Origin of the sequence: Rosistilla ulvae (assembly GCF_007741475.1) — a bacterium.
Lineage (GTDB): Bacteria > Planctomycetota > Planctomycetia > Pirellulales > Pirellulaceae > Rosistilla > Rosistilla ulvae.
This window is the reverse complement of sequence record NZ_CP036261.1, coordinates 2,326,957-2,352,094: the sequence shown is the minus strand read 5'-3', so window position 1 is coordinate 2,352,094 and position 25,138 is coordinate 2,326,957. Positions and strand designations below refer to the sequence as shown.

General features: G+C 58.5%; 19 protein-coding genes. 8 read left to right on the top strand and 11 right to left on the bottom strand.

The genetic code is table 11. The features are described 5' to 3' along the window. Nucleotides 1-22: 22 nt before the first annotated feature. The 7 genes from EC9_RS08510 to EC9_RS08480 form a co-directional block, all read right to left on the bottom strand. Nucleotides 23-766 (bottom strand): ABC transporter ATP-binding protein, encoded by a 744-nt coding sequence (locus tag EC9_RS08510; RefSeq protein WP_145344060.1) that lies wholly within the window; start codon nt 764-766, stop codon nt 23-25. Between the two features lie 665 nt (nt 767-1,431). Then, complete coding sequence (locus EC9_RS08505) at nt 1,432-3,591, bottom strand: hypothetical protein (RefSeq protein WP_145344058.1); 2,160 nt, start codon at nt 3,589-3,591, stop codon at nt 1,432-1,434. 317 nt (nt 3,592-3,908) lie between these two features. After that, nucleotides 3,909-4,856, bottom strand: a complete 948-nt coding sequence (locus EC9_RS08500; protein ID WP_246106025.1) for a TraB/GumN family protein — start codon at nt 4,854-4,856, stop codon at nt 3,909-3,911. 248 nt (nt 4,857-5,104) lie between these two features. After that, on the bottom strand, nt 5,105-5,989 hold the full coding sequence (locus tag EC9_RS08495; RefSeq protein WP_145344056.1) for a phytanoyl-CoA dioxygenase family protein: 885 nt from the start codon (nt 5,987-5,989) through the stop codon (nt 5,105-5,107). Between the two features lie 40 nt (nt 5,990-6,029). Further along, nucleotides 6,030-6,824 carry a thymidylate synthase gene (locus EC9_RS08490; protein WP_145344054.1) on the bottom strand — a complete coding sequence of 265 codons (795 nt, stop codon included), beginning with the start codon at nt 6,822-6,824 and terminating at the stop codon, nt 6,030-6,032. Beyond that, the gene (locus EC9_RS08485; RefSeq protein ID WP_145344052.1) at nt 6,821-7,510 is read right to left on the bottom strand and encodes a class I SAM-dependent methyltransferase; all 690 of its coding nucleotides are present in this window, start codon (nt 7,508-7,510) and stop codon (nt 6,821-6,823) included. The genes EC9_RS08490 and EC9_RS08485 overlap by 4 nt, the downstream gene beginning before the upstream one ends. Before the next feature lie 613 nt (nt 7,511-8,123). Continuing rightward, entirely contained in the window at nt 8,124-8,909 is a 786-nt protein-coding gene (locus tag EC9_RS08480; protein ID WP_145344050.1) for an SDR family NAD(P)-dependent oxidoreductase, read from the bottom strand. A 319-nt stretch (nt 8,910-9,228) separates the two neighbouring features. Between EC9_RS08480 and EC9_RS08475 the strand changes: the two genes are divergently transcribed. The 4 genes from EC9_RS08475 to EC9_RS08460 are packed head-to-tail and all read left to right on the top strand — an operon-like array spanning nt 9,229 to nt 13,104. Beyond that, nucleotides 9,229-10,122: a hypothetical protein gene (locus EC9_RS08475; RefSeq protein WP_145344048.1), complete on the top strand. Its 894-nt coding sequence runs from the start codon at nt 9,229-9,231 to the stop codon at nt 10,120-10,122. After that, nucleotides 10,122-10,817 carry a YdcF family protein gene (locus EC9_RS08470; RefSeq protein WP_145344046.1) on the top strand — a complete coding sequence of 232 codons (696 nt, stop codon included), beginning with the start codon at nt 10,122-10,124 and terminating at the stop codon, nt 10,815-10,817. Before EC9_RS08475 ends, EC9_RS08470 begins: the two co-directional genes overlap by 1 nt. A gap of 46 nt (nt 10,818-10,863) precedes the next feature. Further along, a complete protein-coding gene (locus EC9_RS08465; protein WP_145344044.1) occupies nt 10,864-12,123 on the top strand; it encodes a glycosyltransferase family 4 protein in 1,260 nt (419 codons plus the stop codon). 12 nt (nt 12,124-12,135) lie between these two features. Next, nucleotides 12,136-13,104, top strand: a complete 969-nt coding sequence (locus EC9_RS08460) for a GDP-L-fucose synthase family protein (RefSeq protein ID WP_145344042.1) — start codon at nt 12,136-12,138, stop codon at nt 13,102-13,104. Between the two features lie 395 nt (nt 13,105-13,499). On the opposite strand, the gene EC9_RS08455 is transcribed toward EC9_RS08460, so the two are convergent. From EC9_RS08455 to EC9_RS08445, 3 genes are all read right to left on the bottom strand, one after another. Further along, nucleotides 13,500-13,808, bottom strand: a complete 309-nt coding sequence (locus tag EC9_RS08455; protein ID WP_145344040.1) for a hypothetical protein — start codon at nt 13,806-13,808, stop codon at nt 13,500-13,502. A gap of 385 nt (nt 13,809-14,193) precedes the next feature. Next, nucleotides 14,194-16,431: an ABC transporter permease subunit/CPBP intramembrane protease gene (locus EC9_RS08450; protein WP_218934677.1), complete on the bottom strand. Its 2,238-nt coding sequence runs from the start codon at nt 16,429-16,431 to the stop codon at nt 14,194-14,196. After that, entirely contained in the window at nt 16,428-17,186 is a 759-nt protein-coding gene (locus tag EC9_RS08445; protein WP_145344037.1) for an ABC transporter ATP-binding protein, read from the bottom strand. The genes EC9_RS08450 and EC9_RS08445 overlap by 4 nt, the downstream gene beginning before the upstream one ends. A 577-nt stretch (nt 17,187-17,763) precedes the next feature. Here EC9_RS08445 and EC9_RS08440 point away from each other — a divergent pair. Both EC9_RS08440 and EC9_RS08435 read left to right on the top strand, forming a co-directional pair. Continuing rightward, on the top strand, nt 17,764-18,042 hold the full coding sequence (locus EC9_RS08440) for a hypothetical protein (protein ID WP_145344035.1): 279 nt from the start codon (nt 17,764-17,766) through the stop codon (nt 18,040-18,042). 1,655 nt (nt 18,043-19,697) lie between these two features. Beyond that, nucleotides 19,698-21,452 carry a GspE/PulE family protein gene (locus EC9_RS08435; protein WP_145344033.1) on the top strand — a complete coding sequence of 585 codons (1,755 nt, stop codon included), beginning with the start codon at nt 19,698-19,700 and terminating at the stop codon, nt 21,450-21,452. Here the strand turns inward: EC9_RS08435 and EC9_RS08430 are convergent. After that, nucleotides 21,449-21,676: a hypothetical protein gene (locus EC9_RS08430; RefSeq protein ID WP_145344031.1), complete on the bottom strand. Its 228-nt coding sequence runs from the start codon at nt 21,674-21,676 to the stop codon at nt 21,449-21,451. The genes EC9_RS08435 and EC9_RS08430 overlap by 4 nt on opposite strands. 511 nt (nt 21,677-22,187) lie before the next feature. On the opposite strand from EC9_RS08430, the gene EC9_RS08425 reads away from it, so the two are divergent. Beyond that, nucleotides 22,188-23,291, top strand: coding sequence for a type IV pilus twitching motility protein PilT (locus EC9_RS08425; protein ID WP_145344028.1), 1,104 nt, complete (start codon nt 22,188-22,190; stop codon nt 23,289-23,291). A gap of 54 nt (nt 23,292-23,345) precedes the next feature. Then, on the top strand, nt 23,346-25,058 hold the full coding sequence (locus EC9_RS08420; RefSeq protein WP_145344026.1) for a GspE/PulE family protein: 1,713 nt from the start codon (nt 23,346-23,348) through the stop codon (nt 25,056-25,058). Nucleotides 25,059-25,138 lie beyond the last annotated feature (80 nt).

The window sequence follows — 25,138 nt, the reverse complement described above, 5'->3', positions numbered from 1 at the left end:
AGAAACAGGAGGCGGGGCGGAATCAGCTGATGATTTCGCCATGGGTGAGTTTGTGGAACGCTTCGTCCAACTGGCCTTTGTGTCCCAAATCGTCGACGGTTCCGTCGTAGACCTTGCGTCCCTCGTTGATCAAAACGACACGCGTCGCCATCGCTTCGACCTCTTGCAAGATGTGCGTGCTCAACAGAATCGTCTTGGTCTCGGCCAACTTGGCCATCGTCGCCCGCACGCCGCGAATCTGGTTCGGATCCAGACCGGCCGTCGGTTCGTCCAAGATCAACACATCGGGGTCGTGCAACAGCGCTTGGGCCATGCCGACGCGTTGCTTAAAACCTTTAGAAAGCTTGCTGGTCGCTTTGTGCATGACTGTCGAAAGGTCGCAGATCTCGACGACGCGCTCGACGTGCTGCTTGCGTTCGCGAAGTCCCATCCCGCGGGCATCGGCGAAGAATTCCAACAGACTCGCCGGCGTCATCTCGGGATACAACGGGCCGTTCTCGGGCAGATAGCCCAGCCGCTTGCTCCCTTCGATCCGATCCGAAAGCATATTATGACCAGCGATCCGCGCCTCCCCTTCGGAAGCAGCGATGTAACCGGTCAACATCTTCATCGTCGTGCTTTTACCGGCCCCGTTGGGACCCAAAAAAGCGACAAGTTCCCCTTCGTTGACCGTGAAACTGATGTCCCGTGCCGCCGCAAACGGGCCGTAGAACTTGCTCAGTCCCACCGCCTCGATCATCGGTCGCTTTCCGTTCGATTCGCTCATGTCTTTACTTTTGTCTTTATCTTCAAAGGTCAATTGTCTTCAAAGGGCTTCGTCACCGCTGAACGTCTCTTCACTCGATCCCGTCGGTCGCTCGGCGAGTGAATTCCGTTGATCTGATAACATCGCCGAAGCCGGCAAACCGATGGCCGCCGAGGGCACAACGCACTGGGGCCCGAAATCCAGCCGGACGCTTCGGACGCCAGCAACAACCGATTTATTCTGCGTTACATCTTCCAACACGTTTGCATTCAACGGATCAGTCGACGGCATTCCATTGCCCAAAGCGAGGCGGAGAGGTAGGTCGGCGGAGTTCGGTCCAAGCGTCCGAGCGGAACGCTGCAAAGCTTTCCAAGACGCCTGTTCGCCTAGCCACAAACCGCCACAAGGCAGCTAATATAGCCGCTATTCACACGTACTCAACGGGCGGCATTTGGCCAGCAACCGACTCAGATGGTCAAACGACTCCCGTTTGACCCGTTCCTACGCACAGCGATGCGTTGCGGTTCGAGAAAAGAACCGAAAAGAAAAGGGGGGGCTCGCAGCCGATTTGCCGCGCTGCCGATCGGCTTTCACACACCCGCCCGCGAACTGCGGACGGGCCTGTTTCCCAAGCTCTCCCGATGCTGCGAGCCGGCCGGCGCGGCCGCTCGCAATGACAGCAATTCCTAGCGATACGCGCGGCCAGCGGGCTGAGCGACCTGAGACGGACTCGCCCATGGCCGAGGGTCGCCATAGACGCGGCGATGATACAACGACAACGCACGCAGCACGTGCCCCTTGGGCCCCGGTTGCCATTCGTGCGTCCGATAGCGGCTGAACGCATTGGTCAGGAACTGCACGCCGCGAACAAATCGAGGATCTTGCAATTCGTCTTGGTCGGCGGTGAAGATCAACCATTCCAGGATGTGACCGGTCGTTTGCACCTTGCGGTCGAGTTCGCGATTGTCCTGCGGCCCTTCAAACCAATTCGTACTGAACGAACCATCGCTGTTTTGCAGCGACCATGCATAGTTGACAAAGTCCTTGATAAACGCGTCGGCTCGCAACCATTGCCCTTCGATCGGCAGACCTTCCATGCGGCGTTGACGCAGGGCATAACTGAGCCCCATCAAACGATGCGTTCCGCCACACGCAGCACCTACGATCGGTTGTGCCAACTCTTCGGCCAACAAGGTTTCAAAGTTCCAGACGCTGCCGTCGGATGCTCGCCAATGGGTATCGGTCGGCAGATAGTGCGACAGACCAATCAGGCTGAACGTCAACTCTTGACCGCGGCGACAGTCGGCCATTTCGGCGCGGATCAAGTCTTCGATCGTGAACCGACTGCGGCCGGTGGTGATCGGATAGGTCGCTTCCACGTTCACCTGAGCCAACATCGCGAGCAGTTGAGCTTGATGCCCTTGCAATCCGGGCCCCTGGCGAACGTAGATCCGACCACTTTTGGTCGTCGTGATCAGGCGTTGCCCGCGGCAGGGACGATTGCTGCACAACCAGGCGATCGAATTGTGCAAATTCCTGCCCGATTGCACGTTGGCGTCGGCACCAAAAGGCAACATCATGTGAAACGTGCCCCATGGGCTACGGCCCGATACGTTTTCGGGCCGGCGATGATAATCGGTCAGCACGCGAGCGATGTGTGGCCGAAGCGTCTGCACCTCGCGAGTCAAGACACGAGCTCGACGCTTCTGCGGTGCCGGTTCATCATCCTGTTTGCCCCCGGTGCTATCCAACGCCCGAGCCATGCGATCGCTGGGGGACGACGCCGCTTCATCGGAGTCCAAATCCTCCCGTGCCGCCGATCGGCCCGGGAAACTTCGGATCGCCGCTCGCAATCGCTCCAACGATTCGGCATCGATATCGCCATCGGTGACCTCTTCCTCTGGAACCGGTTGCGATTCGTTGGGCTCCACGACATCATCGATCGGCTCGTTCGAATCGGGTGATTGAACGGGAACCAGCGCTTCGATTTCCAGTTTGGCGACCTCGCGCGGCGCGGCCATCTGCAGTTCTTCGGTCTCGGTCGACCGTCGTGAACTCGAATGCTGTTCGGTCGTGACCTGCGACGAATCGCGGCGGGCAACACGGGTCCGACGCGAAGTCTCGGTCTTCGTTTCCAATGTCTCCGTCGTTTCGGTTCGCTCGCTCAGCGTGCCGGGCGATGGGGCGGGAGCGGGATCGTCGACAGTTGGATTGACGACGATCGTTTCCGAAGTTGTCGTATTGCGCTGCACCGAACCGGCGATCCGATCGGTCCGAGTCGACCGCTCGGTTTGTGATCGCACCGTGGTCTCCCGGCGCATGCTTGGTGGCGTATGATCGGCAGCCGACGAGAGCGAGCCCGATTCTTGAACCGATTCGGAGCGATGCACCTTCGTTTCGGAACGACTCGATTCGCTCGAGCCACCGTTCGGCGCTGCGTCGCTGCTCTCTTGCATTGAACCGGAGGTCGATCGGCGATCGATATCGGGAGTCGTCCAAGGAGTGAAACGTTGAGCGGTCGAGGTCCGCAGCGCTCGACTGCCGCGTGGCACCCAGACGCCCATCGGGGGAGTCGTCGCTTTCGACGTTGAGGTCGATGGTTCGGAGCGCGAGATCGCCGTCGGCGGTTCGAATGGCAACGGCGCCTGACGGTTGGCGGCCGGTCGACGCGACGACTGGAACTGCGATTCGCCGTCCGAATCGAGTGGTGCCGAAGTCGCTTGAACTGGCATCAACACCGGACGCGACGAGCTCGGTCGAAGACTGGCAGGCTCGTCGGCATGCACGCTTCCAAACAAGCCCCCCCAGGTGATCGATGTACCGATCGCCAATGAATGGAGCAGCATGGAGCGCATGCGTCGTCGTTTGCGGTTTGTCATCATGGATTCACGGCCCGGCATAGTCGTCAGAACATCCATCGACGCGACGACCTGGAACGGTCGTGCTGATCGATACGATGGTATTGACTATCGGAACGCGACCCGTCGCAATTCAGTACGACTTGCAATTCCGTCAACTGCCGTGCCGGTTAGCCAACGCCAGCGAGCTGGAAACATTCGGCGAAGCAGCCGAACTGGGGAAGCTGGCCCAGGCGAGTGAAACTGTGACGACGATAGCATCCAGAATTTTCAGAATCTGGACGCATTGAATCAAGTTTGCCGGCTCAATTCTTCTGTAAATCCCAAGCTTGAAACCACTCGGTTTGCGTCTTCTTCATTTGAAAGTCGTTGCGCAACCGATCGGCCATGTCGGGAAGATGCCCCGCTCCATAAAAGACCGCGACCTTCCGGCTGCCCCGGTCCAATTCGTCGGTCAAGATGCTCATCGCTTTGCCGTTGCGCTCGGTGATGATCGTGCTTTTTCCCGTCGCGTCGGCCATCGCCGCGGTGGCGATCTCCATGTCTTCGAACTGCGACGCCATGATCTGTTTCATCCGCCGAGCTCGGTCGGGAGCGAACAACGCGAACAGCAACGCGGTATCCGAAGCCGCAGGTTCGGCCGACGCTTGAGTCGCCATCCCCGATCCCAACATGCGGAAGACCATTTTCATAATGCTATCGCCACGATCGGCCATATCCGCGGCAAACTCCTCGGGGCTCATGTCGGCGTGCCGGAAATTCTTGGCGTCGTAATCGACATGCTCCAACTGGAAGTCCAGGTTCAAGATGTCTTTCATCCCCAACTGCATCGCCCCTAACGGGCCGCGAACTTCCCCCGCCTGTTCTTTGTTGACGGTCGTCCCTTCGGGAGCGACCAATTCGTAGAGTACGCGGTCGTAATCGGCGAACCGCTGGTTCAATTGCTCGTAATACTCCTTCTGCCCGATATGCACGACACCGATCAGATCGACCACCCGGCCAGCATATTTGCTCCCCGGAAGACCTTCGAAGCGGACGATCGCCGTCTCCATCGAATCGGGTTTGCCATTGTCCAGCTTGGTGATTCGCAAATACTCGCCAGTCGCCTTCTTGGCCGTCGCGGGCTTCTCCTGCTCCTTGAACTCCGCCGGAGCAACCGCTTGGGCCAATGCGTTGGCAGCCCCCAGCAGCGCCATCACCAACAGGCCAACAGCCAGCAGCATGGTCTTCAACCACGATTGCATCGCGTGCATTTTGCTTCTTCCTTCGAAAGACAGGTACGTTTGAGCCGATGGGGTTCGGGCTGCGAGCGAACCGCGATCGAGCCTCCCCACTACTTTTAACATAGGCCTTGGCAAGCCGATCGTAAAGCAAACCGACACGCCCACCGGGGTTCTCCCGCGTTGCGACCAGGACAATCGGTCGCGAGATGTTCGCCACAGCGGCGAGGGGCACCGTCCCCCGCCACGGAAAACCGTCATCGGCACGCCGACCGGTCGCTTCAGCCTTGGGGATCGCTGTCCAACAGCAACGGAAAAAAGCGGCCTTCCAGAGGCTGCCCCGTGGGAATCGGATCGGTCCCCGCCAACAACGGTTCGTCGTCCGATGAACAGACGCCATCCCGAACCACGTTCAAAACAGCGGCTCTCCGCGGGCGTTCGGTCCGATTGGCGAACGATCCGTGAACCAGCAACGGATGATGAAACGCACACTCCCCCGCCTTTAATTCGATCGCGGTGGGGTTCATCAATTGAGCCATCTGATCTTCGCTCAAGACTTCGCCGATCGCTTGCATGTCTCCGGCAAGTCCGGTGATCGGCAACAACGGCCATCGATGGCTGCCAGGCACATATTGTAAGCATCCGTTGTCGGCGGTGGCATCATCCAATCCGATCCAACAGGTCAGATGGGCCATCGGTTGGGTTCGCGTCCAGTACGAATAATCTTGGTGCCACGCAACAACGCCGCCGTGGTGTGCCGGTTTGCAAAACAATTGATCGTGCCAGAACCGGACCGATCCGCCCAACAACTGGCTGGCCGCAACGGTGAAGGCTGGATTCCACAACATGTCGTGAAAACCGGGCCGCGTTCGCCAAGCCCCCAGTGCATGGAACAAGACCAGATCTGGATCGGCCGATTCATTGCTGTTGTATTCGTACCACAGCGATCGGCCGTCGTGATCGGGCTGAACCAGTTCGGCCAGTTCGCCGCGGAGGTGTTCGATTTGCGAATCGTTCAACAACCGCACACCCGCGACAAAACCAAACTCGTGGTAATGAGCGACTTGTGCGTCGGTCAATCGATACTGGTCCCGATCCGCCGCCGCGGCAAGCCGCGAGAACAGGTCGCTGATTGGTTCGTGAATGCTCGAATAATCGGTCGTCATCAGCGTCCTCGGGTCTTCCACCAGATCGATCGAATGTGGGTCAGACCGCAACAGCCGCTTTGATATGCGGATGCGGATCGTAATCGATCAACTGGAAATCGTCGAACTGGAAATCGCGCAAACTCTTCTGCTGGCCGCTGATCTGCATCGTTGGCAGCGGTCGCGGCTCGCGGCTCAATTGCAGCCGCGCCTGTTCAAAATGATTGTGATACAGATGCACATCGCCCAGCGTGTGGACAAAGTCGCCCACCTCCAGCCCCGTCACGCGCGCCATCATCATCGTCAACAAAGCATAGCTGGCGATGTTGAAGGGAACGCCCAAGAAGAAGTCGGCGCTGCGCTGATACAACTGGCAGCTCAGCCGCCCGTCGGCGACATAAAATTGGAACAGACAGTGGCACGGTGGCAGCGCCATGTTGTTGACTTCGGCAACATTCCAGGCCGAAACGATCAAGCGCCGCGAGTTGGGGTTGCTGCGGATCTGCGATTCGACTTCCGCGATCTGATCGATCGTGCTGCCATCGGGCGCCGGCCAGCTGCGCCATTGATGGCCGTAGACCGGCCCCAAATCGCCATTTTCATCGGCCCATTCATCCCAGATCGAAACGCCATGCTCTTTGAGCCAAGCGATGTTGGTGTCGCCTCGCAAAAACCACAACAATTCGTACAAGATGGACCGCAGGTGCAACCGCTTGGTGGTCAGCAACGGAAATCCGGCTGACAGATCGTAACGCATCTGCGCTCCGAATTGGCTGCGCGTTCCAGTTCCGGTTCGATCGGGACGATCGATGCCGTGGTCGAGGAGTTGTCTCAGTTGATCGAGATAGGTTTTCACGACGCGGCCTCTTCTTGGTGAGCGGTTGTCTTGCGAACATCCAACGTCCAATGGCGATCGCTGGTCATCTGCACTGAATCGCGAGGCAGTCCCGCGGCGGCAACCATCTGTTGCACTTCGTCCAGCGTCAGCGCCGCGTGCAGCGATTGGCGGAACAATTGTTGGGCGATCTCCGATTCGTCGGCCGCATACTGGGCGACCAACGCTTCGACAGCCGTCTCCGAATCGGGGCGACAGAGATCGCGAACGAATATCCGGCCGCCGATCGCTGTCAACCGATGGATCTCGGCAAACGTCGGCTGAGGTTCGGGCAGATGATGGATCAGACTGTTGCACATCACGCAATCGAACATCTCGTCTTCAAAGTCGTCCATCGCTTTGGCATCCCCCTGCATCAGTTGGATGCGTTCGATGGCACTGGCGATCTCGATGTTGTAGATCGCCAATTCCAACATGCTGGCCGCCGCGTCGAGTGCCATGATCCGCACCTCGGGCATCCGTTCGCACAACAGGATCGGGATCTGCGCCGTCCCGGTGCCGAGGTCCAAGATGTCGTTGCCAATCTCGCCGCCGGCCAAGAGGTCGTCGACAAAGCGGATGTTGACCGACGAGTGGTTCATGTCGTCGTAGCTGGCCGCTTCGGCCGGGTCGTCCATCGATTCGGGTTCGAGCGTGCGTGGCAACATGGATTTTGAGGCGGGACCGGTGGGGAGCAAAAGATAAAAGCGAAAGCAAGCGTTTAGCGCCGAAATGAGTCGCCAGGTATCATATCAGATGCACCGTAGCCCAGGAGAGGGCCCAATCGACGTGTCGATTCGGAGATATCAACCGGCACGCATCAGCATCCCGGTTGACGAGAAACCGCAAAACATCGCTCGCCCCCCGATTTCAGTAGACGGTCCTGGCGGGGGAACAACAGCCTCTGCACGCGCTGGGGCAGTGAGCCGCAGAGGGGACAGAGAACATAGATTGAATAGCGTTCATTAAGAGCGGCCCCGGCCTGCGGCGATTCGATCACGCCCCTCTGCGATCTCAGCGCCTCTGCGTTTTAATCAAATCAGCCCCTCGCTCGCCCCAACAGAATCGCCGCATGGCGTAAGAGGAAATTTAAAACGCAGAGTCGCAGAGATGACAGTTCCTACTTTAAAAGTCGAACAAGCGATAAAGCCGACCGACGCTCCCACCACAAAACCTCTGCGACCTCAGCGCCTCTGCGTTTTAAAATCAAAACCGACTCGTCTGCCGCACTTCATGTCACCGGCGATGTGGGGAGGAACTGAAACGCAGATTCGACACTTCCTATCCGAAGCGAGCGATCAAGCGGTTGGCCAACCAGGGACAGCAGCGGTCGAGATAGACCAACAGCTTGCCGCCGGGGCTGAGGACGATTTCGTCGCGGCGTTTTTCGATCGCCCCGATCGCCAATCGAGCCACCCGATCGGGACTCATCGCCCCGCGGCGGCGATGCGACGCCGACTCTTTTGTTTCGATCGCCACATCAAAAAATTCGCTCGCCGTCGTGCTGGGACTGACCAACGTGACCTGGATTCCCGACCGCGCCAACTCGGCCCGCAGCGAATCGCTCCAACCATGGATCGCAAACTTGCTGGCACAATACTCACTCTTCCCCGGCACGCCGCGATGCCCCAGCACGCTGCTGACGTTGCAGATCACCGCGTTGCCGCTGGACCGTAGCATCGGCAGGGCCAACCGGGTCAATTCGACAGGAGCGAAGAAATTGACCTCCATGATCCGACGCAGTCGATCGGGAGTGGCATCGGCAAAGGGGCCGATGCCCCCAATCCCCGCGTTGTTGACCAACAGATCCAGCCCATCGGAGATCGATCCGGCCCGAGCGATAATCTGGTCCCGAAATGCCGCATCTGTCAAATCTCCCGCCATAGGAACGATCTTCCCCTCGGCACCGGACAAACTGTCGGCCAATTGCTGCAACCGATCGCCACGCCGCGCCACCGCGATCACGGTCGCCCCACGCATCGCCAACTGGCGGGAGATCTCCCACCCGATCCCGCTTGATGCACCACTGACGATCGTCGTCGCTCCGCTGGGCCGCCATCGAACCATTAAAATTTGTTCCTTCTCAAAGCCGGGCCCCCCCTCGAAGGGCTATCCCGTGTTGGTGTTGCGGCGAACTAGCCGGCTCGTGTCAGGGGCTGGTTCCCTTTGGAAGCCTCGCAGGGCCATTCAGTGTTTCAAACTGGAGCGTCGCTGGAAATGGTAACCCGACGCGTAAGCGAGGAATTCACGCGGTGCCTCGCTTACGCTTCGGGTTGCCAATAATGCCTAAGCCCTGGGAAGCCAACGTTTGCCGATTGGCCTTGGGGATGTCCAGCAACTAACATGATCAACTATCTCACCGATTTCCGATCCCCCTTTTCCACGAATGCGAATTCGGATCGCAGGGGATCGCCATGCGTCCGCAAAATACGGGCGTGCGTTTTTCGACGACATCCGCCGCGTAATGACGCAATGGCACCGCAAAGCGTACACGATAGCAAAGGTTTTTGATTTGCCGGGACGACGAAAATGGCTGTTTTTTGCGATCGCAGTAGCGGTCGGAGGCTGGTTGCTGCACGAACCGCTGCTCTCCAGACTGACGCGCACCTTCCGCAGCAACGACACGATCGATGAATCCGAACTGACGCATCTATATATGATCAGCGGCGATCGGATGCTGGAAACAACGATCGCGATGGCAGCCGGCCAAAAGACGATCCTTATGCCCGAAGAATGGGCCCCCCGATCGGTACAGTGTGGTGCAGCTCCGCCAACCGACGACCTGTTGCCCAATCTGCTGATCGACGTGGGAGCGAAGCCGGAGCAATTGCAACACGTTCCGGGCCGTTCTCGCGATCGACTCCAGAAGCTCCAGTTTCTTGGGGACTGGTTGGAACAGCACCCCGATGCGATCGTCTGCATGTTTGCCGACGCATTGTCCAGCGGAGGACTGCGCCGGATGATCGATCGCGAACTGGTCGCCGCGACGGCGGCGCAGATCAAAGTCAAACCGCTCGAACCGACCGAATATTCGGCCGATCGCTGGTGGCGTACGACCACTGGTTGCAAAGCCTTCTATGGCCAAGCGATCGGAAGGTTTTATAACTGGATGTCCCCCGGCGGGCTCCCAACCGTCGACGATCTGAGTCCGCAAGAATACGAGGACGCCTTCATCGAGCGGTTGCAAGCGTTTGGCGTACCGATGCGTCCCGCCGACGAAAACAGCCTACCCCCCACAGAACCTTTGCCGTCGGAACCTTTGCCTGTGGGAGCGTCCTGATGGTCCGTCGCGTTGGCTTTACATTGCTGCTCGTCTTGGGACTGCTGGTCGCCGGCCACAGTTATCTGTTGCGGGAGGTTGCGAATTGGTTGGATGTCACCGATCCGCGGCTTCCGGCCGACTATGTCGTCGTCCTTCCCGGCGGCCCTGAATCTCGGACCTTTGCCGCCGTTGCGATCCTGCGCGAAGGGCTTGCCGACAAGACAGCGATCCTGCGCAACCCAAGTTCCAGCGCGGTCCAAGAGGGGCTGAGTCTGCCGACACACGAATTGACCCATCGCATCTTTCAAAAGCGGGGAATCGCCGAGGAGCGGATGATTTTCCTGGATGGGGAGAGTCGCACGACGCACAGCGATCTAGAGTTGATCGGTTCGATCCTGGAATCCGATCCCGAAGCGACGATCGCGATCGTGACCAATCGGTATCACACGCGGCGAGCGCGGTGGGCGGCCGCCAGCATCTACGGCGATAAACTCGAAAGCTTCTGTTTCATCGGGGCGCCGACCGATGCTTTCGACTGGGACGTTTGGTGGCAATCGCCGCAAGGAACCGAACTGGTCCTGGCGGAATATTTGAAGCTGGGGTATTACTTGGCGGTCTACTCGACGACGATGCAGCGTGTGGCGGCAGGGGCCATCGCCGCGGGAGTGCTCGTGCTCGCCGTGCTGCTGATCCGCCGACGCTTTCGTTACTAACGCACCTCCGCTCCCCCCGCTCTGCAATCCGAACGCCCCGCCGACCATGACTCGCCCACGAATCGCATTTTTGAATCGCTGCTATTGGCCCGATGTGGAAGCGACAGGGCAATTGTTGGAACAGTTGTGCGGGGCGTTGTCGACCGATTGGGATATCACGGTCGTCGCCGGGCAACCGAACAAGAACCTCAGCGGCGAAGCGTTTGTCCGCCGCGGACAACAGCAGCGCGATGGGGTCACGATCGATCGACTGCCCCACACGACATTGCCCAAACGATCGAAGCTCGGTCGCTTGATCAATCTGCTCTCCTTCACATGGCAAACCCGTCGCTGGGGTCGCCGCGTCCCCGCCGCCTCTCCCTTCGACGTGATCGTCAGCGAATCGGATCCCTTTTTTCTGCCGATCGTCGCCGCGCCGATCGCTCGCCGGATGGGGGCAAAATTTATTGTCTACACGCAGGACGTCTACCCCGACATCGCGATCGGTTTGGGGGTGATCAAAGAGGGAATGATCACTCGCCAGATCCGCCGTCGCTTGCTGGCTGCGTACCAACAGGCCGACCAGATCGTTGTCCTGGACGACGACATGCGCGACCGCTTGGTCGGTTGGGGGCTGCCGCCCGAAAAATTTTCGATCGTCCCCAACTGGGTCGACACCGAAGCGATCCAGCCGTTGAAGTCGGCCAATCCGTTTCGCGTCGAGCAACAATTGGACGATCGTTTTGTCGTCATGCACTCGGGCAATATGGGGATGAGTCAACGGTTGGAAGTTCTGATCGACGCAGCGTGCCGTCCCGACTGGCCCGATCGAGCAGTGATTGCCCTGGTCGGCGATGGGGCTCGCAAAGCGGCGTTGCAAGCTTATGCGGCCCAACGCGATGCGAAACACGTTCGCTTTATCGAGTACCAACCGATTCAACGGTTAACCGAGAGCTTGTCCGCAGCCGACTTGCACGTTGTTTCGATGGATGCGAACATCCGCGGCTGCCTGGCCCCCAGCAAACTGTACGGGATCCTCGCCTCGGGAACGCCGGTGATGGCGATCGCCCCGGAAGAATTTTCGATCGCCCGCGAGATCCACACGCACCAAGTTGGCCGCGCCGTGCCGCCGGGCAGCGTCTCGCAGATCGTCGATTATGTCCGCTGGTGCACCGAACATTCGAACGAATTGCAAGCCAGCGGTGAAAATGCCCGCCGACTGGCACAGACTCGGTACGATCGTAGAATAGCAACCCAGCAATTCGCCGATGTCTTAGAAGTGGTTTGCGAAACCGACCGCCGCCTCTCCCCGATCCAAGCCACCTAAATTGGAAACGAAATGAACGCTGCCCCCTCGGCTCCTTCAATTCAACGACTGTTTGTCGCCGGACACCGCGGCATGGTCGGCGACGCAATCTGCCGACGCGTTGCCGCCGATCCATCGATCGAACTGCTGACCGCCGGGCGCGAGGTCGTCGATCTCTCCGATCCGCAAGCTGTCGACCAATTTTATGCCGACAACCGCCCCGACGCTGTCGTCGTGGCGGCGGCGAAGGTCGGTGGGATTTTTGCGAACAGCCAATATCCGGTCGAGTTCCTTTCGGAGAACTTGAAGATCGCCCTGAACTGCGTCGAATCGGCCTATCGCCACGGGGTCCAGCGGTTGTTGTTTTTGGGCAGCACATGCATCTACCCACGCGACGCGCCGCAGCCGCTGGTCGAATCGGCACTCCTTTCCGGACCGCTGGAAACCACCAACGAAGCCTACGCGATCGCAAAGATCGCCGGTTTGAAGCTGTGCCAATACTACCGACAACAGTACGGCGTGATGTTCCACTCCGCCATGCCGACCAACCTGTACGGCCCCGGCGACAACTACCACCCCGAAAACAGCCACGTTCTGCCGGCGCTGCTGCGTCGGTTCCACGAAGCCAAGGAAGAGGGGCTGCCGAGTGTGACGATCTGGGGGAGCGGTTCGCCACGCCGCGAATTCCTGTACGTCGACGACTTAGCGTCCGCTGCGATGCATCTACTCTCCGCCAGCGATCCGCCCGACTGGGTCAACGTCGGCACGGGCGAAGACCTCACGATCCTGGAACTAGCCGAAAAGATTGCAGCCGTCGTCGGATACCAAGGCCAGATCGAAACCGATCCTTCGAAACCCGATGGCACGCCGCGGAAAGTGACCGACGTGACACAGTTGCACGCACTCGGTTGGCGACACGAAGTCGAACTCGCCCAAGGCCTGCAGCAGGCTTACGCAAGTTTCTTGAAAGAGAACGCCCAAAGCACGCTGCGGCAAGCCTAACGAATTCCCAACGCCGGGCTATAAACCTCCCCCACCGCATTGCGTCCGACGCGGCGATTGAGGTCCGGATCCGAGCCTGCTGCGCAAGCTATTTTAAAACGCAGAGGCGCTGAGATCGCAGAGGTTTTGCATCGGGAGAGTTGGCAGGTTTTATCGCTTCTTGGGATGTGTCTTCTCTGCGACTCTGCGTTTTAAATATACCTACTGCGACACGCGGCCATCCTGTCGGGGCGAGCCAGGAGCCGGTTTGATTGAAACGCAGAGGCGCTGAGTTCGCAGAGGTTTTGCATCGGGAGAGTCGGCTGGGTTTAGCGCCTGTTCGATTTTCGATAGAAAGCAGCTTCTCTGCGCTCTCTGCGACTCTGCGTTTAAACTTTCCGTTTTGCGAACAGCAGCTATTCTGCCGGTGCGACTCGAGTCCGCTTGCGTCGCTTGCTTCGCCGTCGAGACTCGCTGCGATGTCCGGAGTCGGATCGCTTGTGCCGCTGCTTTGAAAAATAGCGGCCGTTGTCGCGGGCGTCGCAATGGGTGCACTGATTGGTCGACCGATGTTGGATCGACATCAGTAACGGATAAGCGATTCCAAGCGTTGCCACCAAGCTCATCCAAAACAACCACGGCGGGATGATCTCGTATACCTCATGGTTGGTCATGTCGCGGCAGCGACGACACCACTTCGACTTGATGGTTTGATGGCGAATCATGAGCGAAAAACGTTGAAAACAATGCAATTGAACCCCATCAACCCAAGTGCCGCAGCCTGTCGCGTGCCCCGCAAACCAGCGTTGGTCGCAATTGTAGCACACCACCAGATCGGGTGTATCGCTAATCTGGAGTCACTGCAGGACTCCCCCACGCACGGTGACACCACGCTGCAACAACTCCAACGCCCCCGAGGCAAAACCGATCCCGCTGAGTACGATCTAACTGCGGGATCCAAACCTTAGCCTCAACGTCTCCAACCGCCCAGTGCAGCGAAGAACGAAAACTATTGCATCAAAAGAATCATCGGCCACCCCAGGACTCTGCGATCTCGGCGGCTCTGCGTTTCCCATTCCTCTCTCTGGTGTGAAAGGAAACAGACAGGTGTCAAAGACTTGCGGGGACCAGTTTCGCCGCGGGAGTGCGGCGAGTCGACCAGAGTAGCACTGCGGCGCCCGCCCCGATCACCAACAGCGCAACGCCCAACCAGACCGTTGGTAGATGGGTTTGCGCATCGATCCCGATCCCTCGTTCCAACAATTTTGTCTCGAAGTGACTCATCGAGACCAAGATCCCGTTGTGCAACGCGTGCAACACGATCCCCGGATAGAGGCTACCGCTGCGGTAACAAACAACTCCCAACACCAACCCCATCAACGAACTGGGCAAAAAGCGTTCGAACAGCAGCGAATCGCGGACGACGACATGGAACAATCCGAACAGCCCCGCAGTTGCCAACACGGCGACCCAAGGTTTGCCATTGCGCAGGAAAGCGCTCAGCAGAAAACCGCGAAAGAAAAACTCTTCGCAGATCGCCGGCACAGCCGCCAACGTCAGCAACTTCAGCGGCAACGGGATCGCGGCAAAATCGAACTTCATCCCCTCGAAGATCTGTTTCAACAACTCGATCCGACTGGCCGACAGCGTCAACACTTCCAACTCGTACGCCATCGTCCAAACCGAACATCCCAACAGCACCGCGGCGACAAAGGCCGACAGCTTCGGCAAGTCTAAAAAGAAGGCCGATCGAATCCGCACATAGCCCAGCCGAGCGAACAACCACGGCAACAAACCAAACAACATCACCGTGACAACTGCGTTGGCGACCAACTTGCCATCCATCGAACTGCCGATCCGCGACGACATCCCGCCGATCACGATGAAGCTGGGAAACAAGACGGCCAAACAGAACATCGCCGCCGGCATCGACGGTGCCGACCGGGGCGTCGCGGGGCGACGGAACAGATCGGCCCAAGAACCATCGCTGCCGTAGAGGATCGAATCGGTACCAAAGACTCGCGCGGCCAGCGTCAGAGCCAACAATCCATACAGCGACGTCGAGATCAACGTGATCGCAAACATCGCCGGAACCAACGTCCCTTGCAACAGATCGCGTCCCGCCAACACGATGTTCACCAACGGCACAATCGCAAGCGCCGCGGTCAGTCGCAGCTCGGGCATCAAGCTCAACATCCCCGGTGCCAGCGCGACCAGCATCAATGGAATCAGATACGCTTGCGCCTCTTTGAACGATCGTGCGAAACTGGTCAGTCCCAACATCATCGCGGAAAAGAATGCGGCGAAGACCAGCAACAACACCAGGATTTGCAAGACCACGACGATCGAAAGCCCGCCGTCGCCAAAGATCATCCCATCGATCCCCAACGTATAGACAGTGATCAACATCGCGACCAAATTGACCACAGCCGTCAACATCGCCACGACCAGGACCGCGACAAACTTACCGATCAACAGCGAGATCCGCGGCACCGGCGCAGCGATCAAAATTTCCATCGTCCCCCGCTCCCGCTCCCCCGCGGTCAAGTCGATCGCCGGGTAGACCGCCCCTGTGATCGTCATCAAGACGAGCATCAATGGCACAAACGTGACCAACGAAAAGGACTGTGTCTGCGATGCGACATGTTGTTCGATGTAGGGAGCGGGGAGATCGTTGGCGATCTTCGCCCGCTGCAAAACGCGACGCGTCCAGGTGTCGTTGACGGCTTGCAACCGACGGACCATTTCATCCCGAGCCGCCGCGGCCGCTCCGACGCGTTGGTCGTAGATCAATTCAAATCGCGGCTGCCGCGCCGGGTCCGCCTCCTCTCCCGTCCACTGGACGATCACCCCGACCTGCAGAATTTGCTCTGCAACCATCTGCTGCAATTGGTCCCGCGTCCCGGTCGGCTCGAAGGGCTGAATGACCTTCAGTTCGACTGCCGACGCGTCGGCTCCCAACAAATCCGCCATCGGATCGGCGCGTTCCGGTTCGGTCGCCGCCGGCTGCTGTTCGTCCAACAGCAACTTGCCTTGATGCAACAGATTCAACAACAACATCCCATCGGATTCATTGGCGACGCCGATGTCGTAGACCAACGATTGCTGCTGTTGGAGGCTGTTGAGTAGAAATTTCTGGACCGTCACGCCCAACAGTGGATAGACCAACAACGGCATCAAGACCAAAGTCATGATCGTCCGCCGATCGCGCAAGATCTCGCGAAGCTCTTTTAACGCCAACCGCGACGTGCGGATCGAAGCCGGTCGGCCGATGGCCTCTTCTCCACCAACGCGATCGACACCTTGCCCCTGGTCGTGCGGATCGTTTCCCAGATCGGAAGAACTCAAATCGAAGGCTCCGTGGTTGGTTTGGAATCGGCCGCCAACAGATCCACAAACATTTCGGTTAATGTCGTCCGCCCCGTTCGATCCTGCAGATCGCCAAGGCTGCCGTGCTGGCACAACCGGCCGTGATTCAACAAGCCAAAGGAATCACAAAACCGCTCCGCCTCGTCCAACCGGTGCGTGCAAACGATCACCGCTTTGCCAACGCTGCGTAAATGAACGATGTAATCGAAGACGACCTGGCTGCCGACGATGTCCAATCCACGCGTCGGTTCGTCCATCAACATCACCGGCGGATCGTGGACCAAAGCCCGAGCCAGATTCATTCGCTGCTGCTGCCCGGTGCTCAAAACCGAACAGCGCCGATCCAGGATCTCTTCCAGTCCTAACAACTTCGACAGCCGCTCGATTCGTTCAACCGCCACCTGCGGGCGAACGCCATACAGATCGCCGACGAAACGCAACACTTCGCGCGGAGTCAGCCAAGGGTAGACGCCGACGCTAGCCGACACAAAACCGATCCGCCGCTTCACCTCATCCGAATCGCGGCTGACCTGAAATCCGTGGATCTGAGCGTCGCCGGAGGTCGGTTCGATCAACCCCAACACCATTCGCAGCGTCGTCGTCTTGCCTGCCCCATTGGGCCCCAGCAGACCGAAGACATGCCCCGGTTGGACGTCAAAAGAAAGATCCTCGACAGCCAGCACCTGCTGGTTGCCGTTGGCAAACCGCTTCGTTAAATGATTGGCAGAGATCAAAACGCGTCGCTGGGTTGCAGAAGAAGAGAAGAAACCGGCGTCGTGACGAGCAAGCCGAGATTCTAGCCTATCGATTGCAGCGGCGGAAATCGGGGCAAGCAATTTGTCCGCATTTTCTCCACAACTGCAGGGGGTTGGCATTCAGGACCAACCACAGCCACGCCCCGCAGAGGCCGGAAAAGCCGGGGAAGCGAATCTTGAAAATCGGCAAGCTCTGTTGCTGGTAAATCTTGCAAGGAAAGACCACCTCGGTGCTCTCTGCGTCCTCCGTGGCTTAACAATAGAGCGAAGATCATCGACCTCTAACCTGCCTCGCCCCCATTCGCGTCGATTCGCAGGCAACTGATTTTTCTGCTCACAGAGGCGCAGAGTACACGGAGTTTGCACGTGGTGAATCACGCGAACAACGCGAAATTTGAAAATCCAAACTCGCAGATCCCTGATCGTCCCATTCGCGTTATTCGCGGGCACCTTCTCTTTCCCTTGCCACAGAGGGCGCAGAGGACACTGAGTTTTTACGTGGCAAGATGGACCGACCAATCAGGACTGCGCGATTCCGGCGAGAACAAAGCGAATCTTGAAAACAAAAGAAAAGCCTCTCGCTGATTCGCGTCGATTCGCGTCGATTCGCGGGCAACTGATTTTTCCGCTCCCAGAGGCGCAGAGCACACGGAGCTTGCGCGTGGTGAATCACGCGTACAACGCGAAATTTGAAAATTCAAACTCACAGATCCCTGTTTGCCCCATTCGCGCTATTGGCGTTATTCGCGGGCAGACTCGATGCGCCAGTTTTCTTGCCTTCCAAGCACGCAACGAACTGGAGCACCGGAAAGCTTGGTTGCTGGTTGGCTTTTGAAACGAAACGCCACCTCCGTGTTCCCTGTGCCCTCTGTGGCTAAACAAAAGAGCGAAGATCATCGACCTCTAACCTGCCTCGCCCCCATTCGCGTCGATTCGCGGGCAACTGATTTTTCTGCTCACAGAGGCGCTGAGCAAACGGAGCCTGCGCGTGGTGAATCACGCGAACAACGCGAAATTTGAAAATTCAAACTCGCAGATCCCTGATCGTCCCATTCGCGTTATTCGCGGGCAGACTCGATGGGCCAGTTTTCTTGCCTGCCAAGCACGCAACGAACTGGAGCATCGGAAAGCTTGGTTGCTGGTTGGCTTTTTAAACGAAACGCCACCTCCGTGTTCTCTGCGCCCTCTGTGGCTAAACAAAAGAGCGAAGATCATCGACCTCTAACCTGCCTCGCCCCCATTCGCGTCGATTCGCGATATTCGCGGGCACCTGATTTTTCTGCTCACATAGGCGCAGAGCACACGGAGCTTGCGCGTGGTGAATCACGCGTACAACGCGAAACTTGAAAATTCAAACTCGCAGATCCCTGATCGTCCCATTCGCGTTATTCGCGGGCACCTTCTCTTTCCCTTGCCACAGAGGGCGCAGAGGACACAGAGTTCTTGGGGGGCGAGGTGAAGAACCGAAGCGTGTGGCGGCGGTATTGTTTGCCCGCGAATCTCGCGAACAGTGCCAATCTTGAAAATAGAACAGATCAACGACCTGCAGTTCCTTTCGCGTCGATTTGCGATATTCGCGAGCAGACATTTTTTAAGCCACAGAGGGCCCAGAGGACACTGAGTCTTAGGTGGCCAGGTGAAGAACCGCCGTGCGGTGGCGGCGGTATTGTTTGCCCGCTAATCCCGCGGACAGCGCGAAATTTGATAACTTAAGCTCGCGGATCCCTGATCGTCCCATTCGCGTTATTGGCGTTATTCCCGGGCAGACTCGATGCGCCAGTTTTCTTGCCTTCCAAGCACCCAAACGAACTGGAGTATCGGAAAGCTTGGTTGCTGATTGGCTTTTGAAACGAAACGCCACCTCCGTGTTCTCTGTGCCCTCTGTGGCTAAACAAAAGAGCGAAGATCATCGCTCTACCGCAACTCACCCTTCGCGCAATGGACAAGTGCGCGAGTCGCTCGATTGCTCGAACGCACAAAAAACACGCGACGCACATAGAATGAAGCATCGGCAGGCGTCGTTGCGGCCTAGCTTTTAAGAGGCAACGTCTCCTCCGTGGCTTCGCTTTTCCTGCTCCCTGCCGGCGCGTCCCCCCGATTCATCCGACGCGACGGGGATGAAAAATCGGAACCGTTGGCGCGGCGGGGGCGGGGGCGGAGCGAATCGAACTTGGCGACCGCGACTGAAAACGCCGATCCTACTTTGGAAAACTGATTTGCGGTGGCGAAAAACCACGCATCCGCTGGGGTTCTCCTCTGTACAATAGACTGCGGTACAATTTCCGCTGCGCAGCGGAGGGGGCGAGGGCAACGACGCCGATCGATCGGCCGACAGCGACTGCCCCCCAACGGCCTCGATGAGGCGATGCGCAAATCACACAAAAATCAACGACGGCTTCACGCTTGCTGCCCACGATCCACCCGCGGGGCGCTCGTCTTATATGCAAGCCTGCCGTCGCTTATCGGATCCGAAACGCTACGAGGGATTTCATGGCTGGTCCAAAACGCGACTTTACCGATCTACTGCTCCAGCGGGGCATCGTCAGTATCGACCAACTCAACGAAGCGGCGCAGATCTCCCGCGACTCGGGGATCAACATCAGCGAAGCGCTCGATAAACTGGGCTACGCCACCCCCGAGGAATCGACCAAAGCGCTCGCCGACTTCCATAAGCTCGAATACGTCAACCTCAGCGAGATTCGGATCGACGAGACCGTCATCGAACTGGTCCCCGAATCGGTCGCCCGCGAAAACAACGTCTTGCCGATCGGGGGGGACGAGACTGTCCTCAAGGTCCTGATCAGCGACCCGTTCGACCTCGAGACGATCGAAAAGCTGCGGTTTATCCTGAACCGCAAAGTCGAAACGGCGTTGGCTCCCAAAACCTCGATCCAAGAAGCGATCAACCGCTATTACGGTCAGGTCGAAGGTGAATCGGCCGACTCGATGTTGCAAGAGTTCACCGATACGGCGATCGACTTCACCGAGACCGAAGAGGATTCCGGCGGCGACGTCGACGAGATCTTCGACGAAGCGAGCCCGCCGGTCGTAAAATTAGTTCACCTAATGATCGCCGAAGCGGTTCAATTGCGAGCGTCGGATATCCACGTCGAACCGTTCGAGGACCGAGTCCGGATCCGATACCGGATCGACGGCCGGTTGGTGGAGCGGGACAGCCCCCCCCGCCGGATGCTGATGGCCCTGATGTCCCGCATCAAAATCCTCTCCAAGATCGACATCGCCGAAAAGCGGAAACCGCAAGACGGCCGGATCAAGATCACCGTGGGGGACAAAGAACTCGATTTGCGGGTCAGCCTGATCCCGACCAACCACGGCCAATCGGCGGTCATGCGACTGTTGGACCGCGACAATATTAAGGTCGGCATCCGGCAACTGGGACTGGCCGAGCGCGACTTCCGCAACTTCCAATCGCTGATCAAACGCCCCAACGGCATCATCTTGGTCACCGGCCCGACAGGGTCGGGAAAGACCACCACACTCTACGCCTCGCTGAACGCCCTGAACCGCCCCGATCGCAAGATCATCACCGCGGAGGACCCTGTCGAATACTACCTGCAGGGGATCAACCAGTGCGAGGTGCGGCACAACATCGGACTCGATTTCGCCCTGATCATTCGAGCCATGTTGCGTCAGGCACCCAACATCATCCTCGTCGGAGAAATGCGCGACAACGAGACCGCTTCGATGGGAATCCAGGCTTCTCTCACTGGACACTTGGTATTCAGTACTCTGCACACGAACGATGCGCCCAGTGCCGCGACACGAATGATGGACATGGGTGTACCATCCTATCTGGTGGCAAGCAGCGTGATCGCAGTCCTCGCTCAGCGGCTGGTCCGGACGATTTGCCCACGTTGTAAGACACGTTACAAGCCACCGGAGAGCCTGATCCGCGATGCTGGCATTCCGCCCGAATTGGCGAAGAAGGCCGAATTCGCTAAGGGCAAAGGATGCGCCCATTGCCAACGCAGCGGATACCGCGGCCGGATCGGTATTTACGAACTGATGCTGGTCCGCAGCACGATTCGCGAGATGATGTTCCAGGCCCGCAGCTCGCAGGACATCCGCAAAGCGGCGATCGAAAACGGCATGACCACGCTGTATGCCGACGGTATACGAAAGATCATGCGAGGGATCACCACGTTTGAAGAGGTCTATCGGGTCGCGAAAAAGACCGAACAGGATCACTTGGCAATCGAACAATTGCTCAAAGAAGATCTCTAATCGCTTGGTTTGCTAGCTTCCCCCTCCGCCGCGACGGCATTCCTGGCGGGGGAAGCGTCACGCCACTTGGGCGGGCCGCGACCTCGATCGGCGATCGCTCGGTCCAGCCGCGGCCCCGCTGCGGATGCTTGTCGCTCGGCCGGAACCGTGCGGCCACGACGGGGAACTCTCCCCGCTTGGCCCACCGCTGGCGACGCGACAAAACGCCGCGACAACAACGGCAACTTATCTTCCGTTGCTTCATCGCTAGGGGACTTCTCCCCGATCCGATTTCCGGTTGTGACGGATCTGCCAAAACGGCCGTTTGCCCGCCCCGCCGGCATCGGTTGCCACCGCCTCTTTACCGCCTCGTTTTGTGCCCCCCAGGGCCTTTCCGGCCTGCGTGGTTTTGCCGGATGAAACGACAGCTCGGGGACGGCCGTTGCGCCGCAAACCGCAATTTCATTGTCTCCGCGGCGTCGTTGGGGATAATACCTTCACACCCGAGAGGGTTACTCATCATCTAATCAAACAGATATCCAACAACCTTATTGATTCATTTCGCTGCTTGTCATCCTTATTTATTCCCTGACAAACAGACTTGAAATAAGAGACGGGCGCACGACGCCGCAACATTCATCATTCGTTCAATCGCAATTAATGAAGTTTTGAGAGGCCCGCTGGGGGCATCGATTGTTGAAGGGTTCACCCATGAAGCGTGAACCGATTCGCCACCGCGCGAGGATCTAACCAGGTATGGCAACCGTTCTGATCGACAAGCTGCTGCAAGCAGCGGTAAAACAAGGCGTCAGCGACATCCACATCGTCGTCAACCAGCCTCCCGTCTTCCGGCTCCACGGCCGGATGCGGAAACTGGAGACCAAGGTGTTGGAAGCCGAGGATACCGTCGCGTTGATGAAAAGCATCACGCCCGACCGCTGCCAGCGCGAGCTGCAGGAGACCGGTAGCACCGACTTCGGCTTCGCCTTTGGCGAACTGGCGCGATTTCGCGTCTCGGTCTTCAAACAGCGCGGCTTCATCTCGATGGTGCTGCGACAGATCCCCAACGACAAACTGACCCCCGAACAACTGGGGCTCTCCGAAGCGATCATCAAATTGGTCCAACGGCCTCGCGGTCTGTTCCTGGTCACCGGCCCGACCGGTAGCGGTAAGAGCACGACGCTGGCCAGTTTGATCAATTACCTGAACGAGACGGTCGATCACCACATCATCACGATCGAAGATCCGATCGAGTTCTATCACGAACATATCGAAAGCACGATCAACCAGCGGGAAGTAGGAGTCGACGTCCCCAGTTTCTCCGAGGCGATTCGCCGCGCGTTGCGGCAGGATCCCGACGTGATCCTGGTCGGCGAGCTCCGCGATCTGGAGACGATCGAAGCGGCGATCAGCGCCGCCGAAACCGGTCACATCGTCTTCGGCACGCTGCACACCAATAGCGCCCAGGGAACGGTCAACCGGATCATCGACGCTTTCCCCGGCAACTTGCAGGACCAGGTCCGCACCCAATTGGCGTCGTCGCTGATCGGTGTGGTCGCCCAAACCCTGCTACCCAAAATCGGCGGCGGGCGTTGTGCCGCTTACGAAACATTGATCGTCACCCCAGGCATCGCCAACCTGATCCGCGAGAACAAAACGTTCCGGATCAATTCGGCGATCCAGACCGGAGCCAAGTTCGGCATGCAATTGATGGACGACGCGCTCTACAACCTCTGGGCCGGCGGCCTGGTCTCGGTCGAAGACGTGTTGGGCAAAGCGCATCGCCCCGACGACTTGGCCAAACGGATCGTCGAAGCTCGCCGCGAAAGTGGCGACGACGGCGAATCAAACGAAGATTAAATCGCGGACAACCCAACGTTCCTTTTCCATTCCTCCAACGACAAGCCTTGACCTGTGGCAACACGAAAAATCGGACAGATCCTCGTCGACCTCGGTTTCATCACCGACGAACAACTGGAGGTGATCCTCGAGGAACAACTACAACAGCCGGGCGCTTTGTTGGGGCGGATCGCGGAGGATATGGGCCTGGTCACCGACGAACAGGTGGCCCAGGGCTTGGCCGAACAGATGAACATGCAGACGGTCCAGTTGCAGGATACCGAACTGCCGCCAGAAGTCCTGGCGATGATCACCGAAACGATGGCCCAGCTGTATCGCGTGATCCCGGTCAAATTCGACGGCTCCACCCTGACCGTCGCGACCTGCGACCCGCAAAACCTTTCGATCCAAGACGAACTGCGGACCTTCCTCGGTTACGACATCCGGATGGCCGTCTCGACCGAACGAGACATCATGTCCGCGATGACGCGGTACTTCGACAGCGAATCGGAGAGCGTCGAAAAAGTGATCGCCTCGCTGGAAGAGGACGACGACCTCAAAGCGGCGATCTCGGCGCTGGAGTCGGACAAATTTAACATCACCGATGCCGAGGCGCTTGCCGATTCGGCGCCGGTCCGCAAGCTGTTGAACATGGTCCTGTTGCTGGCGATCAAGGACCACGCCAGCGATATCCACTTCGAACCGTTCGAGGATGAATTCCGGATCCGGATCAAAGCCGAAGGCGTGTTGTACGAAATGGTTCCGCCGCCGCGCCACCTGGCCTTTGCGATCACCACGCGAATCAAGGTCATGGCGAACCTGGACATCGCCGAACGCCGGATGCCGCAGGACGGCCGGATCGAATTGATGGTCGGTGGCCACCCGGTCGATCTCCGCGTCAGCGTGATGCCAACGATGTTTGGCGAATCGACGGTAATGCGGATCCTGGACCGCTCGGTCGTCTCGCTCAGTCTCGACAATGTCGGCATGGACGAAACCGTGATGGTGCCGTTCCGCAAAGCGATCGAAAAACCAAACGGCATCATCCTGGTCACCGGACCGACGGGCAGCGGCAAAACGACGACACTCTATTCGGCCCTGACCGAACTGAACACGATCGACGAAAAATGTATCACCACCGAAGACCCCGTCGAATACGACATCGATGGGATCATCCAGATCCCGATCGACGTCGGATCGGGTGTCACGTTTGCCAGTTGTCTGCGAGCGATCCTGCGACAGGATCCCGACCGGATCCTGGTCGGTGAGATCCGCGATCTGGAGACGGCGGAGATCGCCGTCCAAGCCGCACTGACCGGTCACTTGGTCTTCAGCACCCTGCACACAAACGATTCCCCCAGCACGATCACCCGTATGAAAGACATGGGCGTGCCGACCTTCCTGTTGACCGCCACGGTCGAGGCGATCTTGGCCCAGCGGTTGGTTCGCCGAATCTGCACCAATTGCCGCGAAGAGGCGCCGGCGTCGATCGATCTGTTAGCCGAGATCGGCATGTCGGCTCAAGATGTCGCCGAGCAGAAGTTCTACCGCGGCGGCGGATGCGACAAATGCAACAACACCGGATACAAGGGGCGCGTGGGGCTGTTTGAATTGATGATCATGAACGACACGATCCGCGAGATGGTGATGGCCAACGCATCGACCGACGAAATCCGCGACGTCGCCGAATCCAACGGCATGGTCACGCTGCGTGCCTTCGGTATGGGACTGGCCTACAAAGGCATCACGTCGCTCGAAGAGGTCGTTCGCGAAACCGTCGACCACTAACATCCGATCGATCGCGGGCACCAGCCCCCCCGGCTGCAAGCTCATAAAACAACGTTAATACATTCCAACAATTGACTTTT

Excerpts from the sequence above, each read along its gene's own strand:
- EC9_RS08480 (WP_145344050.1), bottom strand. The coding sequence starts at position 8,909 with ATGGTTCGATGGCGGCCCAGCGGAGCGACGACGATCGTCAGTGGTGCA.
- EC9_RS08460 (WP_145344042.1), top strand. The coding sequence starts at position 12,136 with ATGAACGCTGCCCCCTCGGCTCCTTCAATTCAACGACTGTTTGTCGCC.
- EC9_RS08435 (WP_145344033.1), top strand. The coding sequence starts at position 19,698 with ATGGCTGGTCCAAAACGCGACTTTACCGATCTACTGCTCCAGCGGGGC.
- EC9_RS08485 (WP_145344052.1), bottom strand. The coding sequence starts at position 7,510 with ATGTTGCCACGCACGCTCGAACCCGAATCGATGGACGACCCGGCCGAA.
- EC9_RS08475 (WP_145344048.1), top strand. The coding sequence starts at position 9,229 with ATGCGAATTCGGATCGCAGGGGATCGCCATGCGTCCGCAAAATACGGG.
- EC9_RS08495 (WP_145344056.1), bottom strand. The coding sequence starts at position 5,989 with ATGACGACCGATTATTCGAGCATTCACGAACCAATCAGCGACCTGTTC.
- EC9_RS08465 (WP_145344044.1), top strand. The coding sequence starts at position 10,864 with ATGACTCGCCCACGAATCGCATTTTTGAATCGCTGCTATTGGCCCGAT.
- EC9_RS08500 (WP_246106025.1), bottom strand. The coding sequence starts at position 4,856 with ATGCACGCGATGCAATCGTGGTTGAAGACCATGCTGCTGGCTGTTGGC.
- EC9_RS08470 (WP_145344046.1), top strand. The coding sequence starts at position 10,122 with ATGGTCCGTCGCGTTGGCTTTACATTGCTGCTCGTCTTGGGACTGCTG.
- EC9_RS08455 (WP_145344040.1), bottom strand. The coding sequence starts at position 13,808 with ATGATTCGCCATCAAACCATCAAGTCGAAGTGGTGTCGTCGCTGCCGC.
- EC9_RS08505 (WP_145344058.1), bottom strand. The coding sequence starts at position 3,591 with ATGCTGCTCCATTCATTGGCGATCGGTACATCGATCACCTGGGGGGGC.
- EC9_RS08510 (WP_145344060.1), bottom strand. The coding sequence starts at position 766 with ATGAGCGAATCGAACGGAAAGCGACCGATGATCGAGGCGGTGGGACTG.
- EC9_RS08425 (WP_145344028.1), top strand. The coding sequence starts at position 22,188 with ATGGCAACCGTTCTGATCGACAAGCTGCTGCAAGCAGCGGTAAAACAA.